General features: G+C 40.8%; 27 protein-coding genes. 6 read left to right on the top strand and 21 right to left on the bottom strand.

Going from position 1 to position 22,662, the window contains the following annotated elements; all coding sequences use genetic code 11:
* Positions 1–67 precede the first annotated feature (67 nt).
* Together OFY17_RS09915 and OFY17_RS09920 are read right to left on the bottom strand one after the other, a co-directional pair.
* Positions 68–1,183, bottom strand: a complete 1,116-nt coding sequence (locus tag OFY17_RS09915; protein ID WP_263530574.1) for a CobW family GTP-binding protein — start codon at positions 1,181–1,183, stop codon at positions 68–70.
* Positions 1,183–1,707, bottom strand: a complete 525-nt coding sequence (locus tag OFY17_RS09920) for an RNA methyltransferase (RefSeq protein ID WP_263530575.1) — start codon at positions 1,705–1,707, stop codon at positions 1,183–1,185. Before OFY17_RS09920 ends, OFY17_RS09915 begins: the two co-directional genes overlap by 1 nt.
* Positions 1,708–1,808: 101 nt before the next feature.
* Here OFY17_RS09920 and OFY17_RS09925 point away from each other — a divergent pair, with 101 nt between their 5' ends.
* Positions 1,809–2,681 (top strand): TraB/GumN family protein, encoded by an 873-nt coding sequence (locus OFY17_RS09925; protein WP_263530576.1) that lies wholly within the window; start codon positions 1,809–1,811, stop codon positions 2,679–2,681.
* Positions 2,682–2,774: 93 nt separating this feature from the next.
* Here OFY17_RS09925 and OFY17_RS09930 read toward each other — a convergent pair whose 3' ends face one another.
* The 7 genes from OFY17_RS09930 to OFY17_RS09960 form a co-directional block, all read right to left on the bottom strand.
* Positions 2,775–3,224 carry a GNAT family N-acetyltransferase gene (locus tag OFY17_RS09930; RefSeq protein WP_263530577.1) on the bottom strand — a complete coding sequence of 150 codons (450 nt, stop codon included), beginning with the start codon at positions 3,222–3,224 and terminating at the stop codon, positions 2,775–2,777.
* 176 nt (positions 3,225–3,400) lie between these two features.
* Positions 3,401–4,015 (bottom strand): FMN-dependent NADH-azoreductase, encoded by a 615-nt coding sequence (locus OFY17_RS09935; protein WP_263530578.1) that lies wholly within the window; start codon positions 4,013–4,015, stop codon positions 3,401–3,403.
* A gap of 167 nt (positions 4,016–4,182) precedes the next feature.
* Positions 4,183–4,572 carry a MazG nucleotide pyrophosphohydrolase domain-containing protein gene (locus OFY17_RS09940; RefSeq protein ID WP_263530579.1) on the bottom strand — a complete coding sequence of 130 codons (390 nt, stop codon included), beginning with the start codon at positions 4,570–4,572 and terminating at the stop codon, positions 4,183–4,185.
* A gap of 111 nt (positions 4,573–4,683) precedes the next feature.
* The gene (locus tag OFY17_RS09945) at positions 4,684–5,079 is read right to left on the bottom strand and encodes a VOC family protein (protein ID WP_263530580.1); all 396 of its coding nucleotides are present in this window, start codon (positions 5,077–5,079) and stop codon (positions 4,684–4,686) included.
* 71 nt (positions 5,080–5,150) lie between these two features.
* Positions 5,151–6,041 (bottom strand): DUF4238 domain-containing protein, encoded by an 891-nt coding sequence (locus tag OFY17_RS09950; RefSeq protein ID WP_263530581.1) that lies wholly within the window; start codon positions 6,039–6,041, stop codon positions 5,151–5,153.
* Positions 6,042–6,443: 402 nt separating this feature from the next.
* A complete protein-coding gene (cpxA, locus tag OFY17_RS09955; RefSeq protein WP_263530582.1) occupies positions 6,444–7,826 on the bottom strand; it encodes an envelope stress sensor histidine kinase CpxA in 1,383 nt (460 codons plus the stop codon).
* Positions 7,823–8,512: a response regulator gene (locus OFY17_RS09960; protein WP_263530583.1), complete on the bottom strand. Its 690-nt coding sequence runs from the start codon at positions 8,510–8,512 to the stop codon at positions 7,823–7,825. The genes cpxA and OFY17_RS09960 overlap by 4 nt, the downstream gene beginning before the upstream one ends.
* Positions 8,513–8,703: 191 nt before the next feature.
* Here OFY17_RS09960 and OFY17_RS09965 point away from each other — a divergent pair, with 191 nt between their 5' ends.
* Complete coding sequence (locus OFY17_RS09965) at positions 8,704–9,198, top strand: CpxP family protein (RefSeq protein ID WP_263530584.1); 495 nt, start codon at positions 8,704–8,706, stop codon at positions 9,196–9,198.
* Between the two features lie 143 nt (positions 9,199–9,341).
* Here the strand turns inward: OFY17_RS09965 and OFY17_RS09970 are convergent, their stop codons facing one another.
* Positions 9,342–9,620, bottom strand: coding sequence for a hypothetical protein (locus tag OFY17_RS09970; protein WP_263530585.1), 279 nt, complete (start codon positions 9,618–9,620; stop codon positions 9,342–9,344).
* 237 nt (positions 9,621–9,857) lie between these two features.
* Between OFY17_RS09970 and OFY17_RS09975 the strand changes: the two genes are divergently transcribed.
* Positions 9,858–10,379, top strand: a complete 522-nt coding sequence (locus OFY17_RS09975; protein ID WP_263530586.1) for a hypothetical protein — start codon at positions 9,858–9,860, stop codon at positions 10,377–10,379.
* Positions 10,380–10,481: 102 nt separating this feature from the next.
* Here OFY17_RS09975 and OFY17_RS09980 read toward each other — a convergent pair whose 3' ends face one another.
* Entirely contained in the window at positions 10,482–11,480 is a 999-nt protein-coding gene (locus tag OFY17_RS09980) for a branched-chain amino acid aminotransferase (protein WP_263530587.1), read from the bottom strand.
* Positions 11,481–11,730: 250 nt separating this feature from the next.
* Positions 11,731–12,030 (bottom strand): DUF1294 domain-containing protein, encoded by a 300-nt coding sequence (locus OFY17_RS09985; RefSeq protein ID WP_318013671.1) that lies wholly within the window; start codon positions 12,028–12,030, stop codon positions 11,731–11,733.
* A 94-nt stretch (positions 12,031–12,124) separates the two neighbouring features.
* On the opposite strand from OFY17_RS09985, the gene OFY17_RS09990 reads away from it, so the two are divergent.
* Both OFY17_RS09990 and OFY17_RS09995 read left to right on the top strand, forming a co-directional pair.
* Positions 12,125–13,075 (top strand): M23 family metallopeptidase, encoded by a 951-nt coding sequence (locus OFY17_RS09990; RefSeq protein ID WP_263530588.1) that lies wholly within the window; start codon positions 12,125–12,127, stop codon positions 13,073–13,075.
* Entirely contained in the window at positions 12,979–13,404 is a 426-nt protein-coding gene (locus OFY17_RS09995; protein ID WP_263530589.1) for a bactofilin family protein, read from the top strand. Before OFY17_RS09990 ends, OFY17_RS09995 begins: the two co-directional genes overlap by 97 nt.
* 62 nt (positions 13,405–13,466) lie before the next feature.
* Here the strand turns inward: OFY17_RS09995 and OFY17_RS10000 are convergent, their stop codons facing one another.
* The 3 genes from OFY17_RS10000 to OFY17_RS10010 all read right to left on the bottom strand — a co-directional run bounded on the left by OFY17_RS10000 (position 13,467) and on the right by OFY17_RS10010 (position 16,190).
* Positions 13,467–13,988: an NUDIX hydrolase gene (locus OFY17_RS10000; protein ID WP_263530590.1), complete on the bottom strand. Its 522-nt coding sequence runs from the start codon at positions 13,986–13,988 to the stop codon at positions 13,467–13,469.
* Positions 13,989–14,205: 217 nt separating this feature from the next.
* Entirely contained in the window at positions 14,206–14,694 is a 489-nt protein-coding gene (locus OFY17_RS10005) for a RidA family protein (RefSeq protein WP_263530591.1), read from the bottom strand.
* Between the two features lie 614 nt (positions 14,695–15,308).
* Entirely contained in the window at positions 15,309–16,190 is an 882-nt protein-coding gene (locus OFY17_RS10010) for an MBL fold metallo-hydrolase (protein ID WP_263530592.1), read from the bottom strand.
* Positions 16,191–16,292: 102 nt separating this feature from the next.
* Here OFY17_RS10010 and OFY17_RS10015 point away from each other — a divergent pair, with 102 nt between their 5' ends.
* A complete protein-coding gene (locus OFY17_RS10015; RefSeq protein ID WP_263530593.1) occupies positions 16,293–17,126 on the top strand; it encodes a LysR family transcriptional regulator in 834 nt (277 codons plus the stop codon).
* A 296-nt stretch (positions 17,127–17,422) separates the two neighbouring features.
* Here the strand turns inward: OFY17_RS10015 and OFY17_RS10020 are convergent, their stop codons facing one another.
* The 6 genes from OFY17_RS10020 to apbC form a co-directional block, all read right to left on the bottom strand.
* On the bottom strand, positions 17,423–18,394 hold the full coding sequence (locus OFY17_RS10020; RefSeq protein ID WP_263530594.1) for a transposase: 972 nt from the start codon (positions 18,392–18,394) through the stop codon (positions 17,423–17,425).
* Complete coding sequence (locus OFY17_RS10025) at positions 18,394–18,702, bottom strand: NUDIX hydrolase (protein ID WP_263530595.1); 309 nt, start codon at positions 18,700–18,702, stop codon at positions 18,394–18,396. Before OFY17_RS10025 ends, OFY17_RS10020 begins: the two co-directional genes overlap by 1 nt.
* 273 nt (positions 18,703–18,975) lie before the next feature.
* A complete protein-coding gene (locus OFY17_RS10030; RefSeq protein WP_263530596.1) occupies positions 18,976–19,578 on the bottom strand; it encodes a hypothetical protein in 603 nt (200 codons plus the stop codon).
* 84 nt (positions 19,579–19,662) lie between these two features.
* Positions 19,663–20,181 (bottom strand): hypothetical protein, encoded by a 519-nt coding sequence (locus OFY17_RS10035; protein ID WP_263530597.1) that lies wholly within the window; start codon positions 20,179–20,181, stop codon positions 19,663–19,665.
* A gap of 603 nt (positions 20,182–20,784) precedes the next feature.
* Positions 20,785–21,372 (bottom strand): dCTP deaminase, encoded by a 588-nt coding sequence (dcd, locus tag OFY17_RS10040; RefSeq protein ID WP_263530598.1) that lies wholly within the window; start codon positions 21,370–21,372, stop codon positions 20,785–20,787.
* 107 nt (positions 21,373–21,479) lie between these two features.
* Positions 21,480–22,565, bottom strand: coding sequence for an iron-sulfur cluster carrier protein ApbC (gene apbC / locus OFY17_RS10045; protein ID WP_263530599.1), 1,086 nt, complete (start codon positions 22,563–22,565; stop codon positions 21,480–21,482).
* Positions 22,566–22,662: the final 97 nt, after the last annotated feature.

Consider the following 22,662-nt stretch of genomic DNA (forward strand, 5'->3'; position numbering starts at 1 on the left):
TACTCACTTAGCAAAGGTTAATAAAACACAATGAACTGGAAGAACAAATTTCAAAAAAGGTAAGGAATTAAGCCGGTAAAATAATCTTAGTTAGCCAGTCGTTAGCAAGGTTACCTATTACTTCCATACGACTATCTTGTTGCCATTGGGATAGACGAATAGATACTTCCCCACGGGACACATTGACAAAAGCAGCTTCATTATCATCAATAGAGAATACCCCTTTTATACGGTACACCCCTTCTATCTTGGCAATATTTTTAATCACAGACTCTAGTTCAGTGACTGAGAAATGCGTATTCAATGGCCAACGCCAACCAGCCACCATCATACTGTCCTGACATTTTTGATAACTAGAGACAGCAATGCTCTTACCATTCACTGATGTAAACTGATCAGATTCAGCATCATCCTTATGGGAGTGCTCATGGTCATGACTATGAGAGTGATCATGTGTGTGGCTATGGTCGTGTGAGTGGCCATGATCGTGGGAATGAGATTGTTCTGGCGCTTTTTCTAGAGAGCTAGTTTGTTGAATATCTTCTAGCCCTAGGTCTAAGTCCTCATGACTGAACTCCATAGAGGTTGCATAAAACAACTGAGGGTTCAATTTACTCTCAAGACTATTCCCTTCTATAACACCAAAGCGTTCATTTAACGCGACTATATCTGACTCGTCATATAAGTCTACGTGGCTAAATACAATGCCATGGGCCGACTCTATTTGGTCATTAAATAATTCATGTTCTGTGTATCTTTCATCTTGCAGGTTTCGAGCATCTAACACACAGATCACGCCTGTCAGTAGCAATACATCTTGGTAGGTTTGACTACGTAGCTTTTGGATAATTTGTTTTGGATGACCTAATCCAGAAGGCTCGATGAAAATTCGATCTGGGTTCTGCTCACAAATCAGCTTATTAAGCCCTTGCTGAAAGGCAGCTGAGGTAACACAGCAAACGCAACCACCCGGAACTTCTTTAATCGCTACGCCTAAATCCGAATAAAAAGCCCCATCTAGGCCGATATCACCAAATTCATTTACTAAAACTGCCCAGCGCTCATTAGCCGGTGCTTGCTGTAATATGTGGCGAATTAATGTAGTCTTACCCGCCCCTAAAAAGCCCGTCACCATAGTGACTTTTATGCCTTGATATCTTGGTGTTGCTTTCTGCTTATCCATTAGCGCCTTACTTTTACATTGTTGTTCATGTCTTTACTTTGAAGGATAAGATCATCCCCCGCATTGGCTCTTTCGGATTTGGCTAATCTATCGTACAAAAGCACGTTCACAGATGCGGCCAGATTCATACAGCCTACCGTTGGCACAAACACTACATGATCAGCTTTATCGACCACCTTTTGATCTATCGTTCCATCTTCAGGGCCAAATATATAAAGGGCTTTTTCAGGATGTTTAAAAGCTGGTAACGGCGTAGCGCCTTGTATTAAATCCACACAAACGACTTGTATATCATCATCAATGGTATCAAAAAAAGTATCTGCTTCTAACGCGTCGATATTCATTAACGGAATAGAATGGCTGGCCTTTTTGGTGTCGGTAGACATTTTTGCAGCCCGATCATAACGCTTGCCTGTGTAAAGCACCTGATCGGCAGAATAACAACCCGCAGCCCGCATAACAGAACCCACATTTTCGGTTCCCTTCGGGTTAATAAGACCTATTACAACTTTTTCAGTTTTCATTTATAAGAGATTACATCGACAAAGAATATCCCTAGAATAATACCACCTATTTCGATAGGCTAAGTGATTAATCTGCATATTGATAACCAAGGATGCTCAAGATGAACAGGCATGTTTTTCAACTGATATCAGCCATTACTCTCCTTATTGCGCCATTAAACAGCCAAGCTGCAGCCGTTTGGGAAGTCACCTCAGAGAAGAGCACACTTTACATAGGTGGCACGGTTCATATGCTTAGCGAACAAGATTATCCCCTACCCAAAGCTTATGAAGCAGCCTACTTAGCATCCGAAAAGCTTGTCTTTGAAACAGACGTTAATGGGTTAAACACACCAGACACCCAACAAAAATTTCAACAGGTCGTATTCGCTAATGACGGCAAAACCATCGATCAAAAAATCAATCAACAGAACTTATCAGACCTTAAAAAGTATTTAGACAGCCGTAATATCCCTTTAGCTAATGTTGAAAGCTTTACTCCCAGCTTTCTAGCAACCTACCTAAGCCTTATTGAATTAGAACACCTCGGTTTTACCAACCAAGGCGTTGATGAGTTTTACGCACAAAAAGCGAACCAAGACAGTAAATCCATAGCATGGCTTGAAGAGATTGATGAACAAATTAACTTTCTGGTTGAACTAGAACAGCTCGATCATGATTTCGTGATGAAATTCGGATTAATGGAACTCAATAAGATATCTGAACTTATAGACAGTATCAGAACAGATTGGCGCTCTGGCGATATGGAGGCTTTAGCAAAAATGGGAATCACCGAACTCCTCAATGACTACCCAAGTATCTATAGGTCTTTATTATCTGACCGTAACCACAACTGGCTACCCCAAATAGAAAACATGCTAACTGACGACACCATTGAATTCGTATTAGTTGGCGCTTTACACCTCGCTGGCCCAGACAGTGTACTGACGCTACTAGAAAACAAAGGCTACACTGTTAGTCAGCTCAATTTATGATGAAAGGCAAAAGCATGTGTATTAATACTCAAAACTTTTTGCCTTTCAATTTATTTGATTTTGCCTCTAGATGTTAAATTGTATCTCTAATATCTATAACTCAACACGCAACCGCACCATATCAATACAACGAACTCCATTCTCAATGATTGGTTCTGGATAAGATTTAAAAAAATTTGGTTCAATGCTGTGCATTCTAAATCCGCATTTTTGATAGAGTGCCAGCTGAGAAAAGCTAGAGTTACCTGTTCCTACCTCCATCATTTTAGCACCGGCCTCTTTTGCAATTTGTTTAGACTTCTGAATCATAGATTTAGCAATACCTAAACCCTGATAGGGTTTTAAAACCGCAAGGTTCTTCAACTCAAACGCTCCTGCCGAATTAATTAAAACCGCAATACTCACAAATATATCGCCATCTTTGCAGACCAACACTAACGCCCCAGATAGATACGATAAGATCGCTTTTTTATCTGGGTCTGCACTTAATAATAAATTCATTAAGTCAGGCGTTATTTCTTCTTCATATACTTCAATATTCATTTTCAATTTTAGCCATACCTTAATGGTGTATTTTTCAATCTGTACTTAACCACAACTGGCTACCTCAAATTAAAAAAGCCACACTGTTAGCCATCTCCACTCATGATGAAAGGCAAAAGCATGTATATTAATACTCAAAACCTTTTGCCTTTCAATTTATTTGAGCCTGAGCCTAATTATGTATTTTGATGTATATATGCCACAACATTTTGCTGTGCCTGAGAAACGATCTGCTCTACCCTATCCACATATTGATTTAGACCATGGGCAATAATACTTTCCGACTCTATTCCCATAAACCCCATTAAAGACTCAGCTAATGGTGTTGCGTGATTCATACTAACCATTGGCTCTTCCGTGAAGTCACCACCGCATGTCATCAGGATTAACGCCTTCTTGCCTTGGCATAAACCTTGATAACCTGATTCGCCAATCGTAAAGGTTTTACCTATTTGAATAATGGCATCGAACCAAGCTTTCACTGTGGCAGGCAAGCTTAAGTTATACATAGGGAAAGCTAAAACAATTCTATCCGCCGCTAGCAACTGCTGAACCAACAGATCAGCACTTTCAACCGCACTCCTCTCACCTTCAGATAATGCCATCCCCATAAAATTTCGCTTTATTAACGCATTTAGGTTTTCTTCTAGTAGCAAAGGGGCTGGTGTTTTAACTAAATCAAGGTGGGTAATATTTTGTTTATCGCCTACCTCATCAATATAGGCCTGTACTAACTTTGCAGTATTCGACTCTTCACGAGGGGTATAGGTAACCAATAAAATTTTCATCATAATCGTGCCTCAGTGTTATGTAAGAGACACGATTGTAGGACTTACCAAAATACGACTTTTGATATTTTGTGCTTTTATTGATGACTTCTTATAGCAGGGGAACAAGTCTTAAAAGCCTTCTGTGTCACCCCGATTGTATGCAAAAGAGCGCCTAGGGAATGAGGAATTCAAGGCTCTTCATTCATCGCCTTCTGGCGCTCTGCATGCTCAATTGCTAGCGCCTTTTTTTGCTTTTCTTTTATTTCAGACCATTTCACACCCGCCTCAATACCAGAGATGCGTTGCTCGTATTTTTTACAGGCCCTTTCTAAAACAGACTGAATATCAATACCTTCTTCCTTTTCCAAAGCGGTCAAAATATTAAGGTAATCCCAAAGAACATCACCTAGCTCATCTTCTAAGTAACATTTCCTAGATTTGGGTATCTCCTCTATTACTTCATCAATCTCATTCTTAATTTCTTTTAAATACGTCTTTGAACCATTCGACCAAGTGTTATTTTGATCAAAGGTTGATTTTCGCTTTGCAATAGCAAGCAATGTATCAAACTCTTTCATGAAACCTCTTCAACCAATTTAGTCTCATATCGCCCCTTCAATGTGAACGCTTTAAGGCCACACTCAGTTTCTATGTGGTTTTAAAGCCAAACACATGCATGACTTTTATTTTTAGCTTTCATAACACACTGCTTGCAGCTTATTTCCATCAGGGTCACGCACATAGGCTGCATAATAATTCGTGCCATAGTGTTCTCTTAGCCCCGGCTTACCTTCATCTGAACCGCCATTCGCTAGTGCTTCTTTATAAAACTCATCAACAGCACTCCTTGTTTTCGCCGTGAAAGCAACATGAGTCCCGTTCCCCCAAGTAGCAGGCTCGCCATCATACGGCTTGTACAAATATAAGTGAGGCATTTCACCATTTACTGCATACATAGGAGGCTTTTCAGCAGGCTTAGGCTCCCGCGTAAACCCCAACGACTTCAGCGCAGCATCATAAAAACGAGCCGCTTTCTCGTAATCATTCGTTCCTAACGTGATGTGACTAATGATAGAACTAGACATTCGATTTCCCTTATTAAGGCTACTTTCTAATTAAGTTAACTCAACTATTACTCGAACTCTTTTGCATAGTTTTATCGATAAAACGGCTCCAAGTCCTTAATCTGCCAAGCAGGGTATTCACTGTTATCTGTATAAACCATAATATTACGAATACTTTCAAATGCCTTATTTACGTCTTCCAAGTTCACTGAGTGCAAAGGGAATGGTGGCTGAGGATATAACCCCAACACATCTCCATACATTTTCTCGGCTATAGCTCCGTCATCTTTTGGAGAGAGAATTAAAGACTCTCCCGCAGATCTAGCTAAATAGAAGTTAAGCATATGAGCCTGCCCTTTCTTTAACTGCTGACCTTTAATTTCTTGAGTTTCATTAGAAAAAGCATTCCAGTCTTTTGGCATTGAGCACGCAACAAAGCATAACTTAGGAGATAAAGGATAAAATAGACATGTATCTGGTAACTCAATAAACCCTGTTTGCAATATAGGGTTATCGCTCCTTACAAAGAAGTCATCCTCGTGTGCTAACAGTAAGTACCAATTCCTATTGGCTATGAAGCGTAAATCAGAACAATCTTTACAACCCACACGGCAATGCTTTGCAACCTCTGTAATACCAAAGATATCATGTGCTGCCTTCTCATATTTCATATAAGTTGGTGTACGAACTAATTGGGATAATATAAATTGGGACCACACGATACGCTCGTCATCAGACAACTTCTTATAGTTCAGAATTTTTTGATATATCGGCCCCGCCAAAGTTTCCAGTTCTTGGTCCAGTGCTTTTTCTACAGCCCAAGAATAAAGTCCTCGCTCAACCCCCCATTGCTTCCAGCCTTTACCCGACTTTTTAATCTTCTCACTATATGAACAATGAAAATACGATATATAGTCTGTGCTATCAGCCCATGCTTTATTAGCAAATTTCGGAGAATAGTGTGATCGTGGTGGTTTAGCCAAGTTAAATCCCTTTTTCTGTAATACAGTTCAATTTATCTAGGCTACACATTCATAATGCCCACCCCTCTCACAGCATCTTAATACAATTACGTTGCCCTACAAAAAAACATTCGATGCAATTTATTGCACGACAGCTCGATGGTCGGGCTGCCGTGTTTGAAGAAATTCAAAGATACAAGAAAAGCCCTAAACACCTTTCGTAAAAGACCGCGTAGGAGAAAAATATATAGAAGAGAAAAATGAGGCGTTAAGATTCTGATCAAGCGAATTTTTGGTTACTTTTTGGGCGCTAGCAAAAAGTTACCCGCCCAGCAGGGCGGAAAAATGCTCCCACCCCAAAGCCATTCGAAAGGACTCTAAAGCAATAAAAACCACCCTAGAATCCTTATATCCAAAAGAAAGTTAAGCCTTAACCAAAGGCAAACTCACCTCCACCAGCAGTCCACCTAACTCACTACAAGAAGCCTGAATACTGCCATTATGTTGACGAACCGCACTCTCGGTAATAGCTAAGCCCAAGCCCGTTCCACCCGAACGTCTATCCCGTGCTGTAGAAACCCGATAAAACGGCCTAAAGATAGACTCCAATTCTGTTTCTGGTACACCTTGCCCATCGTCCTCTACACGAATTGTAAGCTTGTCACCCGTTATCTGCATATTGATACGAATTTGACTGTGACCATAGCAGATGGCATTGCGGACGATATTTTCAAGTGCGCTCATCAGCAATTGCGGGTAACAAAGAACCGTACGCTCTGGAATAGCAGAAAAACTTAATGCTTTACCGTTTTGTTCTGCTTCAAACTGACTATCTACCAAGAGCGCTTCCCACAAACTAGAAAGCGGTTGCTCTTCCCGATTTAAATGGCTGTCCACTTGCATTCGAGATAACTCAAGCAGCTCGGAGATCATGGTCTCCAGCCTTTCCGACTCAGTCTCGATACGTGAGAGTTCTGTGCTTTCCCCCTGCTTTCTAACCGCTAACCCTTGAGCCATTTTCAAGCGTGTCAGCGGGGAGCGCAATTCATGGGAAATATCCGATAACAACCGTTGCTGACGGGAAATCATAGAGTTCACTGCTTCAACCATGTGATTAAAACTAGCACCCGCTTGCTGAAATTCCGATGGGCCTTTTTCTAGTTTTTCATCCGTTTCGAAGTTACCTTGAGCTACCCTTTTTGCTGCTGCCTCTAAACGGCGCGCGGGTTGAGTTAATGCCCACGACAACCAAAGTAAGAAAGGAGTACTAACCAGCATGACAGCAAGCAAAAAACGCCACGGGTTATCCAATAAATGTAATAGGAAAAATGGTGGGGCATCGGATTTGACTCCAATGTAAAGAAAGCCCGTTTGATTCGTTAACTGAATGGGAAAAGGGCCTGACAATAATGTTCTACCATACAATTTTTGTTGAGGCTGTTCTGGATTCTCAATGAGGGTAATAAAGTTTCTCAGGATACGCATGGAGAAGCCTGCACGGTTAGACCAAGCTAACAAAGTCCCTTCTGCATCAGTAATAAAAAGCTTCGCCTTATCTTCTTTATCGCGTTTAGACTGTTTTTCCACTGCGTTAATAGCCTGCTTAAGGCTTTTCCCTTGCATAGACTCTTGCTGAAGAAGGTCTCTTAACAAGATATTTTCGCTGTAGGAACGCTGGGGCAAGTCTTTCGTCAAACGCGGATCAAGCTTTGGCAGAGCCAATACCGCCATGGTAACCAGAAACATGGTAAACCAAAAAATAGCGAAGATACGGCCATATAAGCTACCTATATTAGGGAGTTTCATGATTCGCCCTCAACCAACAAATAGCCACGGCCTCGTAAGGTTTTTATCCTCGGTTTGCCGTTCGACCAGTCTGGTAGTTTTTTTCGTAAGTTCGATACATGCATGTCTACAGCGCGATCAAAGGCGGCTAGCCTTTTCCCTAATACATCTAGGCTCAAAGCTTCTTTAGTGAGCACTTTTCCAGGGTGTAATAAAAAATAATGAAGAAGAGCAAACTCTGTACTGGTTAACTCCAATTGGTCGCCACCACAGAATGCTTCTAAGCGCCCCGGATAAACTTTAATATCTTGATACATGACGTAGTCATTTTGCGGGTTACTCTTGGTTGCTTGAGTTCGACGTAAAATCGCTCGTATTCTCGCAAGCAATTCACGTTCACTAAATGGCTTGGGTAAATAGTCGTCTGCACCGAGCTCTAAACCGATAACCCTATCTACTTCATCACCTTTAGCGGTAAGCATCAGCACAGACACATCCCACTTTTCTCGCAATTGCTTTAAGGTGTCGAAGCCATTGAGTTTCGGCATCATCACATCTAATAGGACTAGATCGACACTTTCATTCATAGCTTCCAAGCCTGCTAGGCCGTCGTATGCCGTTGAAACAGTACAGTTCTCATAAGACAGGACTTCTTTAAGTAAATCACTCAACTCAGCATCGTCATCAATAATCAAAATATGTGGCATATCACTACTTCCTAGCTCTACTTACTCATTAACTTGCTTCATTTTACGTGTAAAGTCGTAAAAACCCGAATCCTTTACGTTACTTTACTTTGGCAATACACCCCTTTACCTTGCAGACCCTATTCTATCCCCATGCACTGAAACACAGCGCTAGCAAAACATTTATTTTAAAATTCCAAGGGGAAATAATTATGAAAGCTACTAAAAAATTCGTTATTGCAGCAGTGACTCTTCCATTAGTATTGGGTACAGCAAGTGCTTACGCTTTTGGAGGTAAAGACCATAAGGGTAAAGACAACAACTGCCGCAATGAACTAGGCCGCGGCATGATGAAAGCACTAGAGATTACTGAAGAACAAAAAGCAGAAATTAAAGAGCTTTGCCAAGTGGCAAAAGAAGAAAAACGCGGTGCAAAAGAGCAACAGCCTTTTGATATGGAAAAGCACAAACAACGCTTTGAACAACTAAATGCTTTGTTACTTGCTGATACCTTTGATAAGTCAAAAGCCAATGCAATTGCCCAAGAAATGGCAGAGAAACATGCAGCTCAACAAATGAGCAAGCTAGAAATGAAGTTCAAAGTACTAAATGTGTTAACACCAGAGCAAAAAGCTAAATATGTTGAACTACAAGAAGAGCGTATGGCTAAAAAGGCCGAGAAAAAACAAGAACGCCGAGATAAGTAATCTTTAAACGTTCTATATAAGCAAAAAGGCGACTATGGATATTTCATCATAGTCGCCTTTTTTATGTACTCTGCATTTTTTAACTTGGTATTCATTAACGAATACTGAAAGCCTCTAGCTAAAAGCCTCTATTAGCTACGTTTCTAGTTACGCTTCCATATTCTGGCTACTGCTCGATCTGTTCCTAACCAAGCAACCACCTCACACACCAAACCCGTTGTATAAAACAATAAAACTGGAATGAATCCAACAGGCTCGCCAAGACCTAAAGCAAAGGTTAATGATATTGAGCCAATCAAAAAGCACAGTAAGCCAAATACCGCTAAGATAGTCCGATGAGACTTTTTGTAGTTGTATTCTCCTTCTCCCTTTTCAAATATGGATAAGATCGGAGAAAACAGTTTTCTAAATAGCTTTTTCATAAACAACTGTACCTAACTCTTTATTTTAATTCGTGAATATATTTTTAGCTTAAATGATAGAACTCAAGATCTGAGCTTTGTTTAAGCTCCAAAGGTGAAGCTTTTGATTAAAGTGAATGCACATAGCCCACTGATTCTATTTACTAAAGTTTACCTGTCATATACCGTTATACCAAGCTATAGATAGGAAGTAGTTATCATTCAATTTTAACTTAGCGATCTCAGAGGTCTATGAATATGAAAAAGGTTATTCTATCCACTTTAGCAGCTAGCCTTATTAGTCTGTCTACCGCCAGCTATGCAGAAGGCCCATTTAATTATATTGATTTCACCTTGGGTAACATCAGTTACGATAATTCAGGCAGTGGCACCTATTCCGCTTTAACCACCTCTTTTGAAACCGAAGTTGTCCCTTTGGTAAATGTTAAAACTCAAGACTTTGATGGTTCCGATTCCTTATGGCTCGGTGCAGGGGCTTACACAGAAGTCGGCACCTACTCCCACCTTTATGGCCTTCTTCATTATGTAAATGATGACGGTGACAATGACGTGTCTTTAACAACAGGTGTCAGAAGTACAGTCAGTGACCGCATCGACCTCGGTGTCGAGATGTTAGTTATTCTCACAGACAGTGATCAAGCAAACCAATACACTATATCTGCTGGCTATTACTTCACCGAGAAGCTTTCTGTCTCAGGGAAATACATTACATCAGACGGTTATAGTATCTTAGGCGCTACACTAAAAGTGGGACTGTAAGGCTGAGGTAACCTAAAATTTTTCATTGCTAAAACCACCAGATATACTTATAAAAAAAGGGAGACGATGTATCGCCTCCCTTTTTTTATAACGTTTTATTGATTAAACGACTTTCGTTAACCAACCGTGCTTATCTTCCGCTTTGCCCCATTGAATGTCATTCAATGCTTGGCGAAGCTTATCTGCAACTGGCCCAGGCTCTCCCGAACCTACTTTGTACTCTTTCTCGTTATGAATAAAAGTGCCCACTGAAGTTAATACCGCAGCTGTTCCAGAAAGAACCGCTTCAACACCCGGCTTAGCGGCACGCTCCAATAACTCATCCACAGTAATGTCGCGCTCGCTTACTGTCATGCCCATATCAGCAGCCAGCGTTAGAATAGAAGAACGTGTCACACCGTGCAAGAAGCTAGAATCCAAGCCTTTAGTGATGATTTCGTTGCCATCAATTAACAAGAAGTTAGCCGCACCCGTTTCTTGTACATCGCCGTTTGGACAGAACAAAATTTGATCCGCTTGAACTTCCTCTTTCGCTTTAGCGATTGGCCCTAGTGCACTGGCATAGTTACCACCACTTTTGATCATTCCCATGTGAGGCGCACAACGCATTCCTGTTTCATCTAGTAGCAACCTAAGTGCTTTTGCTCCGCCTGTGAAGTAATCACCTACTGGAGACAACAATACGTACAGCAAAGAAGTTGCACTTGGTGCAGCCGCTTTACCTACCGCTGCTTCGGTGCCCACATGCGTTGGGCGAATGTACATAGAACCCGGTGGTTCTGGTACGTCTGTCGCAAACTCGGCAACAGCATCTAGAATCATCTTAGAGGTTTGCGCTTCATCAATTTCTGGCAAAAACAACAAGCGGCTACTCTGTGCAAGACGTTTAATATTCTGTTCCATACGAAACACATGCACACTGCCATCTTCGTGACGGAAAGCTTTTAAGCCCTCAAAACAAGTACTTGAATAATGTAAAACGTGAGCACCTGGGTGAAGTTGGATACTATCTGAAGAAACTAAACTTGATTCACTCCAGTTATTGTTTGCAAATGTTGCTAACGCCATTTTAGGCATAAATACGCTACCAAAAGCCGCCATTTTTGTTTCCTATATAAATAATGGTGCCAAGCAGTGTCAGATAAAAAGCACTGCGCTACTTGGCCTGTAATTTTTTTGGTGAAGTCCAATAACCAAAAGGTACGATGGAAATCTTCTTGAGGAAAGTAAATCGTTGAACGCTATAACATTAAAGCGTATTTACTGACTTATCATTAGTGGTAAATACTACCTGTAAGCAACACGACGCTCAATAAAGCACTAAGAAAAAGTCATCCTTTAAAGACACTTTTTAAACTTTGAAGGTTAAATAGGTGACCATGGCCGCCAAAAGGATGTTCATTGACACGGTTATCCAGAAATACACACGAAATCGCTTCTTTATAGTTTTATGGCGAAACAGTTTTTGAGCACACAAGGCACCTATCCAGCCACCGAAAAAAGATAATGTATGTAAGGTCAACTCGCTAATTCTGCGCCAGTGTTTTATAGCTAGCCACTTATCCAAACCATAGAAAATAAAAGTGATAAGATTCAGACAAAGCAGGTAAAATAGTACGTAAAGAGTCAGGTTCATTTTTGATTTTTTCATTAAACAATCATTTAATATACGGGCTTTGGTTTTTGCTTCAAGCAAACACCGCTAAAATGGCACTCTTAGATTCAGTAGGATCAAATAAAACACCATGAGAGACAAGGTCACCATATCGGTTTCTTCCATTCAAGGAACCAAACAATTTAACCTAGGCAAGAAAACACGTTTCACCTTGAAAGTGTTTTGCTATACGGTTTTTCTTGCTTTAGTCGCTATGGGTACTGCCATTTATTACTTATTGCATGAAGCGGAATTTGCCAAAATAAAGCAAATTGAACTTGAGCATAAGTCGACGTCACTGAGTAAAGAAATTGAGTCTTTAACCACCCTAAAAACTCGCTTAGAAACCGACCTTTCAGCCCGTGAAGAGCGTATACAGCTTGTATCAGACAAGCTACAAGACCTCGAAAACCTCTTAGATATGGACAGTGCGAATGACAGCCAATTAGAGTCTCGCCTCGACATCGCCACTATTAACACTTCCATCCGCGTCAGCATGCTGAACCAAATACCTAGCGGCTCTCCTGTAAAAGACGCTAGAACATCGTCAGGCTATGGTAAAAGAAAACACCCTGTCACAGGCATTCTGAAGTTCCATCGCGGTCAGGATTTTGCCGTCAACACAGGCACTCCAGTTTATGCTCCAGCCGATGGCGTGATTGAAATCACTCGTCCAAGCGACAAAGGCTCAGGCAACTTTATTAATGTTTTACACGCCTATGGCTTTACTACCTCTTACTCACACTTAAGCAAATTTGCCGTCAAGAAAGGCGACTTTGTCAGAAAAGGCGACCTGATCGCCTATTCTGGCTCCAGCGGATTATCGTCTGGTCCGCACCTTCATTATGAGGTCAGATTTTTAAAACGGGCATTAGACCCAAAACCATTTATTGAATGGAACGTCGATAACTTCGACTCCATATTTAACAGCGTAAGGGGAATAGAATGGGAATCTTTGGTGGGAAAAATAGAATCCAGAGTCAGCCTAAAGCGACCACACTCATCGCAGAGGGTTGCACAGTTAACGGCCATATCCAAGTAGCCAATGCGTTACAAATTGACGGCCATGTAGAAGGCCAAATTGAAGCCTCTAAACTACTGAGAATTAGCCGCTCTGGTTATGTGGTGGGAGAAATCACCACGGAAAGACTTATCATCAACGGAACATTTGAGGGCACTTGCCATGCTAAATTCGTCGAGATTCTGAGCTCTGGTCACATTACTGGTACCATTTACAGCGATAACCTGACGATTGAACCGGGCGGTAAGTTTAACGGCAACTCAAGTGATAATAAGGTAGAAAAGGCTGAGAAAGAGAGCGAACTGATTGATGATAAAGTCGCCATTATGGACAACCTAAAGCTAGGTTAAAGCATGACAAGGTAAAGCCATAATAAACATTATGGCTATGACAAAGTTAAATAAAGACAAAGCTAAACCGCGATTAACTCATCTCGAATCAAGCACAATAAAAAGGTCTCCCGCTCAATCGACATACCTTTCTTATCACTGTTTTTAATCGTATCGAGATTATGCTGAATGGCATCGTGAATATTCATCCACACCGCCTTCATACCATTTTTCATCTCGTAGTCTTCTAGGCTAGTTTCCCCTAACGCCTCATCAATATCACAGGTATAACAATAAGACTTCATCTGCATAATATCCGCGTTTTCTTTATACCAAGGGCGAAACTCTTCATACAAACCAAACTCAGCAATATTGTGAATATTCTGCGCCCCCGTCTCTTCTGCTAGCTCACGAATCAAACCCTCTACCGGATTCTCACCTTCATCAATCCCCCCACCCGGCAAAGTGTAATCATCGTAACGCTGGGTATACAACATCAGAATCTCTTCCCCCCTTAACACAATGCCACGGGCAGCAAGGCGTAAAAAGGAAGGCAAATCAAGGGACTCAATACTGGGGTGGATAGACGACTTCAACAAACGCATAAAAGAACAACACTAGAGGTAATTTAAATAGGCAGAATAATAACCACCAAAGCTAGGTAGTTAAAGGACTATAGATTGCTTCTCTAGTTAAATTACTAAATCACCTGTTTTAACGAATAAGAGAGGGTATTTGAAAGGTATTGCTAAAAACTAAGAAAGCATTAACAGCTTGATAATCAGCATGGTTTTCTTAGCTTTTAGCAATATAGTGGGCGCTTTATTTGGCCGCGATCAACGACACTTCAACTAAGACTTCTGCACCAGGTTTACCACCAGGTAATGCACCGATTTCAATCGCTTCACGCGCTGGTGGTATTTTATCGCCAGGCCAGTATGTCGCGTATACCTTATTAAAAGCGCCATAGTTTTTAATGTCTGTCATAAAAACAGTTACCTTCACAGCATCATCAAAGGTATAACCCGCTTTATCCAAAACAGCCCTCAACCCCTCCATGACGATCTTAGCCTGATCTGCCATGTCATCCTTACCGTCACGAGCGTACTCAGGAATTTCACCATTTACATAAGGGATATGCCCCGATACAAACAGCATACCATTAGACAATTTAATACCTGGAGTAAATGGTAACGAAGGCTTACTAGTAGGATATACAGGTTCAATAACACTCGAACCGTAAGCACTTCCCATTACACAAGCACCAAATAAAACAAGAAAGAATTTAGTAATCATTTTATTTCTTAACATATACATTTCCCCTTTTAATAAATATTCGACAAAAACACCTTAGCTAAAGTCAAAGGGCACAGCAATCAATTAAAACTGATCGAAAGTGATCACATTTTTAAAAATAAAAACCTAACTAACGGCTCCGAAGGCATTAATATTATTGATTAATAAAGGTGAGGATTTTTTTATAGAAAGGTTTAAATGGCTAAGGAATTCAACACTTGGATGGATAGACGACTTTTAAAGACACACAAAGGAACAACACTAGAGATAATTTGAATGGGCACAATAATAAGAACCAAAACTAGGTAATTAAAGGGCTTAAGAGATACAAGCCCTAATAATTTTCCACCAAATTACAGATCTAATTTTACTCTGACCCGATTTATTAATGGGCAGAATAATAACCACCAAAGGTAGGTAATTAAAGGACTTAAGAGATACAAGCCCTAATAACTTTTCGCCGTATTACAGGATTAATTTTACTCTGACCCGATTTATTCTTATTATGTATAACTCTATCTACAACAGATTCATGCCGTTTATCTGGATTGACAAAAACTTCTATATCATATTTCCTCGGGCTCGATTAATGCCCAAGGAAAAGACCAACAACGGGATTTTTAAATTATTTACCGGTAGCTTACCCAACTGCCTTCTGCGATGACATCGACCGCAACATTGTGTACCTGTGCTTTATCGATTAATACACTAATTGGCTCTAGGTAAAGTGCATAGGTGGAGTGATGACTAGGTAAAGTACGTTTAGGTTTTAAATATTTAATGGCGTCTATGACATCATCGGCGCCCATCGATAATTGCCCAAGAGGTCCTGTCGTGCCCACTCGGCCAACATGTGGGATAAAAAGATCGGGGTTATCATATTTAGTTAACAGGCTCAGCAATTCGGGGGTTAAGAATGAATCTCCCATCCAATAAACAGATCGCTTCCAGTCTTGATGGGTAAATTCAAGCCAATAACCATTACCATGACCTATCACTTCTTCTAGTGCATGGTTTTCAGTGTGGTAGGCAGGAATGGCAGTTATCTTAATATGATAATCGCCTTCGCTAACATCCCAACTTTTTCCCCAAGTTAAAGGAATGTGATTACTAAAACCAAGCCCTTTAATTAGTGTTGCGTCGCTCTCGGGGGATATCAACGGGAGTGTTTTAGATAATTCTTTTTGCGCTACTTGGTCAAAGTGATCCTCATGTGTATGGCCAATAAGTACTACATCAATATTACCTTGATTGAAGTCAGGCAGAGCGCCTATGCGTGCATGGTCTTTAATGGTTGGGCCTTTGCTAAGGTCAAAGTTTTCATTAGGATCTGCCATTTTGAAAGCTTTATCCCCTTGTCCAAGCATCGGATCAGTAAGCAACTGAATGGTGCCAAACTCTATTAATAAAGTGGGGCCACCTAGCCACTTTATATCCAGCTGTTGACTTAAGCTCAGCGTTGAATAAACGCTCACAGCCAATAAAAAAATTGATTTATGTAGTTGTTTCATATCGAGTATCTCCTTGGTTTGTGATTGATGGCCAGTTTATAGATAGTATTTATCGCCATCTATACGGTATAGTGTGGACACTATGTATAAGATTTTTTGACAATGAACTTACTTTCCCCTTTTAAAACTTTCGTATTGGTCGCCGAGCATCTCAATTTTTCAGCCGCTGCTCGACAACTTGACCAACCCAGAGCAACCGTCAGCGCGCGTATAATAGAGCTAGAAAAACAGTTGGGTGTGCGTTTGTTTCAGCGCAATAATCGCAATGTTTCACTCACTGCTGAAGGCCTACAATATTTGGCTGCTTGTCGGCAAACATTAAGTGCCTTTGAAGATGCAGATGAAGCTTTGGATATTGGATCAAAGTTAAAAGGGGAAATACGTTTAGCGTTACCTGCCACGCTACCTAATCAGCATTTCTTAACGACACTGATGGACTTTCAAAAACATTATCCAGAGATCCATCTTGAATTAATATTCAGTGATCAGGTCTTAGACTTAGCTGAGAATAGAATAGATATTGCGATCCGTGGCAAAAGCCCTGTGAGTAAAGACTTAGTCGCAAGGGAGTTAGATCCCACAGATATGATTCTTGTGGCAACAAAAGAGTGGATATCGATAAATTTACCTATTAAAGATTGGAATCACTTAACCTTGCACGATCCACTTACTTTATGCCCATTTTCTTATCGACAGACAATGATTAAAACCACAGAGATTAGTCAATCATTATCACTTTGTTTACTCGGCATTGGGGCTGCTTTATTGCCACGTTCTATTTGTGAATCTCAACTAAAAGAGGGGAGTTTGCTGCAGTTTGAGTGTGAAAGTGAATTACCTCGTTTGAATAAATATCTTATTTATCAGCAGCCTAAATATCTTCCTAAACGAACGAAAGTGTTGATCGATTTTCTATTACAAGCATTGCGCAGTTGATATCTAGAGCCCTAAAACCAAAATCAATTAACGAAATTAACTAGGCCATGCACCTCTCAAAGCCAATAAAACCCTAACTTCAGTAAAATAACAGAACTATCACTTAAAACACAATGAACAGCATATCTTGCCGTAGAATCACCTTGGAAAACTGTGTCTTATAGATTGTCACTTTATATGACGATCTGGCTTTAAGATTTGAACTAATGAGGACTGTTTGACGAATAAGAACCACTCTGAATCCCCGAAGATCATTCTCGGTTATAATTGTGTTTTAACGGTTGTTCTCGTTATAACTAAGCGAGTAACTTAGTGCATTTTTTATTCGGCTTTCGGTGTCGGTGATGTGAGTCACAATAATGATCGATGGACTGTTCTTGGCCAACAACGCTCCCTGTTCTTTTTTCAAACTCTGTGGCGATACATAGCCAGTTGTCAGAAGAAATATTTAAGCGTTGCAGAATAGGTAATAAGGAGGCATCAATAGCACCTCGCTTGTCATTTCTTATGATTCGCCCAGTTAAGTCCACCAGCTCAAGATAATCGGTGAGTTTGAATGGTAAGCCATTGGGCATATCTTTCTTTGGGTTGCCAACAAAAGGAGATAAGGCTTTTGGTTGATGCTTACCTTTGGCAGAAGTTACTCGTTTCTTAATGCTAGTAAATTCAGAGTCTTCTGGTGTTTTAGTCATGTTTGCTCGTAGTGGGTTTAGATCAACATACGCCATGCAGGCCATTAGAGCTGCTTCGTCTAATAAGGCTTGAGACTTAAAGCGCCCTTCCCAAAAATGCCCTGTGCAACCGTCTTCAAAATTAGCTCTTCTAGCAATGGGTTCATTCAACTCTTTCATAAACCAGCTGATGTCCATCAGCCGTTCCCTATAGGTTTTGGCGGAGACTTCGGCTAAGGTTACAGCGTAATCAGGTAAGGTTTCTCCTTTTACGTATTGTTGAGTAAACAAAGTGCCTTTATGAAGTTGATGCCAACGTTTCAACACTTCTAAGGTTGACCATGATTTGGCTTTTTCTGCATCGACATGCAACACAACATGAAGGTGGTTACTCATCACAGCATAAGCACAAATATCAATTGAAAAGACACTGGAGAGAAACAATAAACGGTTTTCCACCCAACCCCGTCTGTGTTCGTAACTGGCGCCATTTATTGGGTCTTCACCACATAAAAAGGCACGGCGAACGCATCTTGAGACACAATGGTAGTAAGGGGTATCGGACAAACACACTTGCTGGGTTCTTGGGGTAGACATCACTCACTTCCTCTTCCTTGAGAAAACATGAATTCAGTATAGAAAAGATCACCAAGAAAATCTGAGAAAATAGCTAAATGCACGGATTTACTGGCTTTGAGAGGTGCATGGCCTAGTTTAATTTGTTCTACCGGATTCTCACCTTCATCAATTCCCCCACCCGGCAAAGTGTAATCATCATAACGCTGGGTATACAGCATCAGAATATCCTCACCCCTTATCACAATGCCACGGGCAGCAAGACGCAAAAAAGAAGGCGAATCAAGGGACTCAATACTTGGGTGAACAGACGACTTTAACAAACGCATAAAAAACAACACTAGAGGTAATTTGAATGGGCAGAATAATAACCACCAAAGCTAGGTAATTAAAGGGCTTAAAGGGCTTAAAGGGCTTAAAGGGCTTAAAGGGCTTAAAGGGCTTAAAGGGCTTAAAGGGCTTAAAGGGCTTAAAGGGTGTAAGCCCTAATAATTTTTCGTCGAATTACAAAGCTAATTTTACTCTGACCCGATTTATTTTAAACACTAAAACCAACGCATAGTGAAAATGCTATACGTTGCTACCCCCTTTTGAACAGTTTGTTAGTTTTTAATTAGATGCGCCTCTAAAGGCACTGAAACGTTATAGATTACAAGGCATGCAACTAGTAATGAGATGATTACACCAATTACACCAACTCTTTTTGAGTTAACAAATGAAGGCTCACCAACCTTAACTCTGTCCCACTCCTCTTTTAACGTCAGTTGAGCAAAGTCACGAATGTTATCAACCATTTCTACTGACTCTTCCCACTTACCTTTACTCGCAAGTTTTTTTGATTGCACGAGGCAATTACGCAAATCTTTTTGGTGTTTGCTTTTATCATCAGGGTTTAGACGCATCATGATATTTGAATAGGCAATTGCAAGTGCTTTATGTTCTTCCTTTGTCTCCATCGAACGAGCTAAAACATCCACTGAATCTCCATGCTTCTGCTCTATAGCCCAATATATTTCTTCCGTTGCGACCAGAGCTGAAATGTACTTTGAAATATCATCTCGTAGTGCATCAATCCAGTTCTGTCGTAATTGAGATATTTGCTGCTCTTTGGTTAAAACTAAACTAAGAAACGAGAATGCCCCCGCTATAAGGGCAGCAATAACAACCCCAACAGGTACAAGCGTATTAACTGGAATTTCACTCATAACTTTCCTTAAAAACTAACGCTTCAATAACCGGCACAGCTTTGCTGCGTCCGGCGCCTGAAAGGCGCGTAGTTAACTAATTTGTCAGTACCTGTTATAGCCATGAAACTGACCGGAGTCTTTAAAGTTAAATACAGCCCATAAACATACAGACAGTGAATAACATAAATTGGGTAAAAGAGCTTGATCAAGAGGTAAACTTGTTTTTGTGAGAACAAAATAATTCAGGTATGAAATTTGAGTTAGCATGAGGACACTGATAAGCAAAACTATTCTAATTGCAAAATCTTCCCCTGAATTCATGGCGGAAATAGTTATTTGAGAGACTATAATGCCAACAACTATTGGAATTATTGTGGCAATACTAAGCACCTTTAATAGACTCGCATCGGTTACGGCAATAAGCATTAAATCAGCAAATGTAATACCAAAAGCCTTACTTCCTAAAAATAGAAGTAGACCCGCTGAAACTGCAGTCATTCTTACAAACTGTTCCGCACCACTTGCTTGAAGCACAATCTTTGCCGAGACAAATACTTGGCCCAACATAACCAAGATTACCAAGGCTTGCATAAAGCCGGAATCAAACCCCCAATCAATCATTTTTATGAATTACTCCTTTAGTGTACTAACATTTTAAATAGTGCGTATGCGCGTTCACACACTTTCAAAAATGGCCAAATAAGCTAGTTAACTTGATATAACCTTTTTAAGTTATAAACAATTTCGAAAACAGGAAAAACGAGCTTGTAAGTTATTTATTATACTGACTCCCTTACTCATTAATACCAAAGCACTTTCAAAAACACCACCAGCACAACATATAATCAAAGAAGTAAAACTAGCATCTCATACAAAAAACATTCGATGCAATCCTGATTGCACGACCGCTCGATAGTCGGGTTACCGTGTTTAAAATAAGCAAGGAATTAACCAAGGGTAAACTAAACACCTTACGTAAAAGACCGCCTAGAAGATAAAAAATATAGAAAACAATAATGAGGCGTTAAGATTCTGACCAAAGAGACCTTTTGGTTACTTTTATGGCTCTGGATAAAAGTTACCCGCCCAGCAGGGCGGAAAAATGCTCCCTATAACAAAGCCCTTAAATGGAACTTGAACTGTTTATTCCTCAAAAACCTTTTTAAAACCACAAAAAAAGAGGCCTAAGCCTCTTTCTTATAAACAACTAAAAAAACCAAAAACCTAATTCTTATCCCCCGAAATTCGACTCCCAACCGCCGAATTCTGGTTCTTATATTTCGCATTATCACGCTTGTTATAAGGGCGATCCGCAGAACCTGACATGGTCTCAAAATTGATCGCGCCAATGGTCATACCGGGCGTCAGGGCAATGGGCAGTTTGCCGCCATTTAAAAACTCAAGCACAATACCACCACTCCAACCGGGATCAATACGGTGTGCCGTCACATGCACCATTAAGCCTAAGCGTGCCAGTGATGAGCGACCATCTAACCAACCCACTAGGTTATCAGGCAAGGTCACAGACTCTTTCGTGACGCCTAATACCAATTCACCTGGGTGGATGAAAAATGGCTGACCATCTTCAATCAGTATTTCATCCCCCATGACAGATTCAATGACCTTACTTAAATCGGCTTTTGAATTGCTTAAATCAAGGTATGGTGCTGTGTGGCCTTGGAAAGTACGGAAGGAGTTACCTAGCCTCAGGTCAACAGAAACACCACTGATAACACTGTTATCTGGGCGTGGTTCAATAACAATTGACCCTTCATCTAAAGCGGAAATGATATCTCTGTCGCACAAACGCATTTCGGTTCCTTACATTGTTACTTTCAATTTTTATGGTGAATGACTTTATAGCAAATTACTTGGCACAAAATGTCTCAGTAGTTAATCATCGCTCATGCTGCCAGTGATTAATCATCGCTCATACTTATGGTCGGCATCACAAAGGCACCACTGTCTTCATCACCTTGTTGGGACGCTAGAGTAGCACCAAGTTTACGAGCAATCGACTGATAACTATTGGTCACATCACTTTCAGGTGAGGCAACAACAATCGGTTTGCCTTCATCACTCAATTGGCGAATAGACATACTAAGCGGCAACTTGCCTAACACACAAACGTCAAACTCTTGGGCGAGACCTGCTCCACCCTCATCACCAAAGATAGCTTCTTGATGACCGCAGTTAGAGCAAATGTGAGTAGACATGTTTTCTACCACACCTAATACGGGAATTTTCACCTTGTTGAACATTTCAATGCCACGGCGTGCATCGAGCAAAGCAATATCTTGTGGAGTGGTCACAATGATTGAACCTGCCACAGGGACTTTTTGCGCCAAGGTTAATTGAATATCCCCTGTGCCTGGTGGCATATCAATAAACAAGTAGTCCAAATCTTCCCACGCAGTTTGATTTAAGATTTGCATGAGCGCCCCTGTTACCATAGGACCACGCCACGCCATTGGTGTGTCTTGGGTAGTAAGAAATGCCATAGACATGACTTGAACACCGTGAGCTTTCGGAGCGATAAAGAACTTTTCATCACGAACCTGTGGGCGAGTGCCATCGGCAAAGCCCATCATCATGCCTTGGCTAGGGCCATAAATATCCGCATCGAGAATACCGACTTTCGCCCCTTCTTTTACCATGGCTAGAGCAAGGTTAACTGTGGTGGTCGATTTACCCACACCGCCTTTACCTGATGCCACAGCAATCACATTTTTCACGCCTTTCAGGCCGGGTAGGTTGCCTTGGGTTTTGTGGGAGGCAATATCTGCCACAAGGTTTAAATCAAATGAAGTGTCATCTCCAACCTCGGTTTTAATGCGAGAAATCAAATCCGACTTTTGCTCTTCGCATGGGTAACCTAAGGTTAGGGTGATATTGAAAGTGTCTTGATTTTGAACAATCTCCCACACATTTTCACCATAGCTATGACCCGTATTCTGGTCTTCTAACTGAGCTAATTTAGCGAGTAGTTGTTGAGGTGTAGGCATGAAAAACTCCAAGACAAGGTATAAATTGAGAGCCTAATAATACCCTGTCTTGATCTTGGTTCCTACATTATTCAAGGTCGGAAGTTTTTTCTTCTAA

This window comes from Marinomonas sargassi, from assembly GCF_025716875.1.
GTDB lineage: Bacteria > Pseudomonadota > Gammaproteobacteria > Pseudomonadales > Marinomonadaceae > Marinomonas > Marinomonas sargassi.

Coding starts and splice junctions, on each gene's coding strand:
- OFY17_RS09915 (WP_263530574.1), bottom strand. CDS start 1,183: ATGGATAAGCAGAAAGCAACACCAAGATATCAAGGCATAAAAGTCACT.
- OFY17_RS09920 (WP_263530575.1), bottom strand. CDS start 1,707: ATGAAAACTGAAAAAGTTGTAATAGGTCTTATTAACCCGAAGGGAACC.
- OFY17_RS09925 (WP_263530576.1), top strand. CDS start 1,809: ATGAACAGGCATGTTTTTCAACTGATATCAGCCATTACTCTCCTTATT.
- OFY17_RS09930 (WP_263530577.1), bottom strand. CDS start 3,224: ATGAATATTGAAGTATATGAAGAAGAAATAACGCCTGACTTAATGAAT.
- OFY17_RS09935 (WP_263530578.1), bottom strand. CDS start 4,015: ATGATGAAAATTTTATTGGTTACCTATACCCCTCGTGAAGAGTCGAAT.
- OFY17_RS09940 (WP_263530579.1), bottom strand. CDS start 4,572: ATGAAAGAGTTTGATACATTGCTTGCTATTGCAAAGCGAAAATCAACC.
- OFY17_RS09945 (WP_263530580.1), bottom strand. CDS start 5,079: ATGTCTAGTTCTATCATTAGTCACATCACGTTAGGAACGAATGATTAC.
- cpxA (WP_263530582.1), bottom strand. CDS start 7,826: ATGAAACTCCCTAATATAGGTAGCTTATATGGCCGTATCTTCGCTATT.
- OFY17_RS09960 (WP_263530583.1), bottom strand. CDS start 8,512: ATGCCACATATTTTGATTATTGATGACGATGCTGAGTTGAGTGATTTA.
- OFY17_RS09965 (WP_263530584.1), top strand. CDS start 8,704: ATGAAAGCTACTAAAAAATTCGTTATTGCAGCAGTGACTCTTCCATTA.
- OFY17_RS09970 (WP_263530585.1), bottom strand. CDS start 9,620: ATGAAAAAGCTATTTAGAAAACTGTTTTCTCCGATCTTATCCATATTT.
- OFY17_RS09975 (WP_263530586.1), top strand. CDS start 9,858: ATGAAAAAGGTTATTCTATCCACTTTAGCAGCTAGCCTTATTAGTCTG.
- OFY17_RS09980 (WP_263530587.1), bottom strand. CDS start 11,480: ATGGCGGCTTTTGGTAGCGTATTTATGCCTAAAATGGCGTTAGCAACA.
- OFY17_RS09985 (WP_318013671.1), bottom strand. CDS start 12,030: ATGAAAAAATCAAAAATGAACCTGACTCTTTACGTACTATTTTACCTG.
- OFY17_RS09990 (WP_263530588.1), top strand. CDS start 12,125: ATGAGAGACAAGGTCACCATATCGGTTTCTTCCATTCAAGGAACCAAA.
- OFY17_RS09995 (WP_263530589.1), top strand. CDS start 12,979: ATGGGAATCTTTGGTGGGAAAAATAGAATCCAGAGTCAGCCTAAAGCG.
- OFY17_RS10000 (WP_263530590.1), bottom strand. CDS start 13,988: ATGCGTTTGTTGAAGTCGTCTATCCACCCCAGTATTGAGTCCCTTGAT.
- OFY17_RS10005 (WP_263530591.1), bottom strand. CDS start 14,694: ATGTTAAGAAATAAAATGATTACTAAATTCTTTCTTGTTTTATTTGGT.
- OFY17_RS10010 (WP_263530592.1), bottom strand. CDS start 16,190: ATGAAACAACTACATAAATCAATTTTTTTATTGGCTGTGAGCGTTTAT.
- OFY17_RS10015 (WP_263530593.1), top strand. CDS start 16,293: ATGAACTTACTTTCCCCTTTTAAAACTTTCGTATTGGTCGCCGAGCAT.
- OFY17_RS10020 (WP_263530594.1), bottom strand. CDS start 18,394: ATGTCTACCCCAAGAACCCAGCAAGTGTGTTTGTCCGATACCCCTTAC.
- OFY17_RS10025 (WP_263530595.1), bottom strand. CDS start 18,702: ATGCGTTTGTTAAAGTCGTCTGTTCACCCAAGTATTGAGTCCCTTGAT.
- OFY17_RS10030 (WP_263530596.1), bottom strand. CDS start 19,578: ATGAGTGAAATTCCAGTTAATACGCTTGTACCTGTTGGGGTTGTTATT.
- OFY17_RS10035 (WP_263530597.1), bottom strand. CDS start 20,181: ATGATTGATTGGGGGTTTGATTCCGGCTTTATGCAAGCCTTGGTAATC.
- dcd (WP_263530598.1), bottom strand. CDS start 21,372: ATGCGTTTGTGCGACAGAGATATCATTTCCGCTTTAGATGAAGGGTCA.
- apbC (WP_263530599.1), bottom strand. CDS start 22,565: ATGCCTACACCTCAACAACTACTCGCTAAATTAGCTCAGTTAGAAGAC.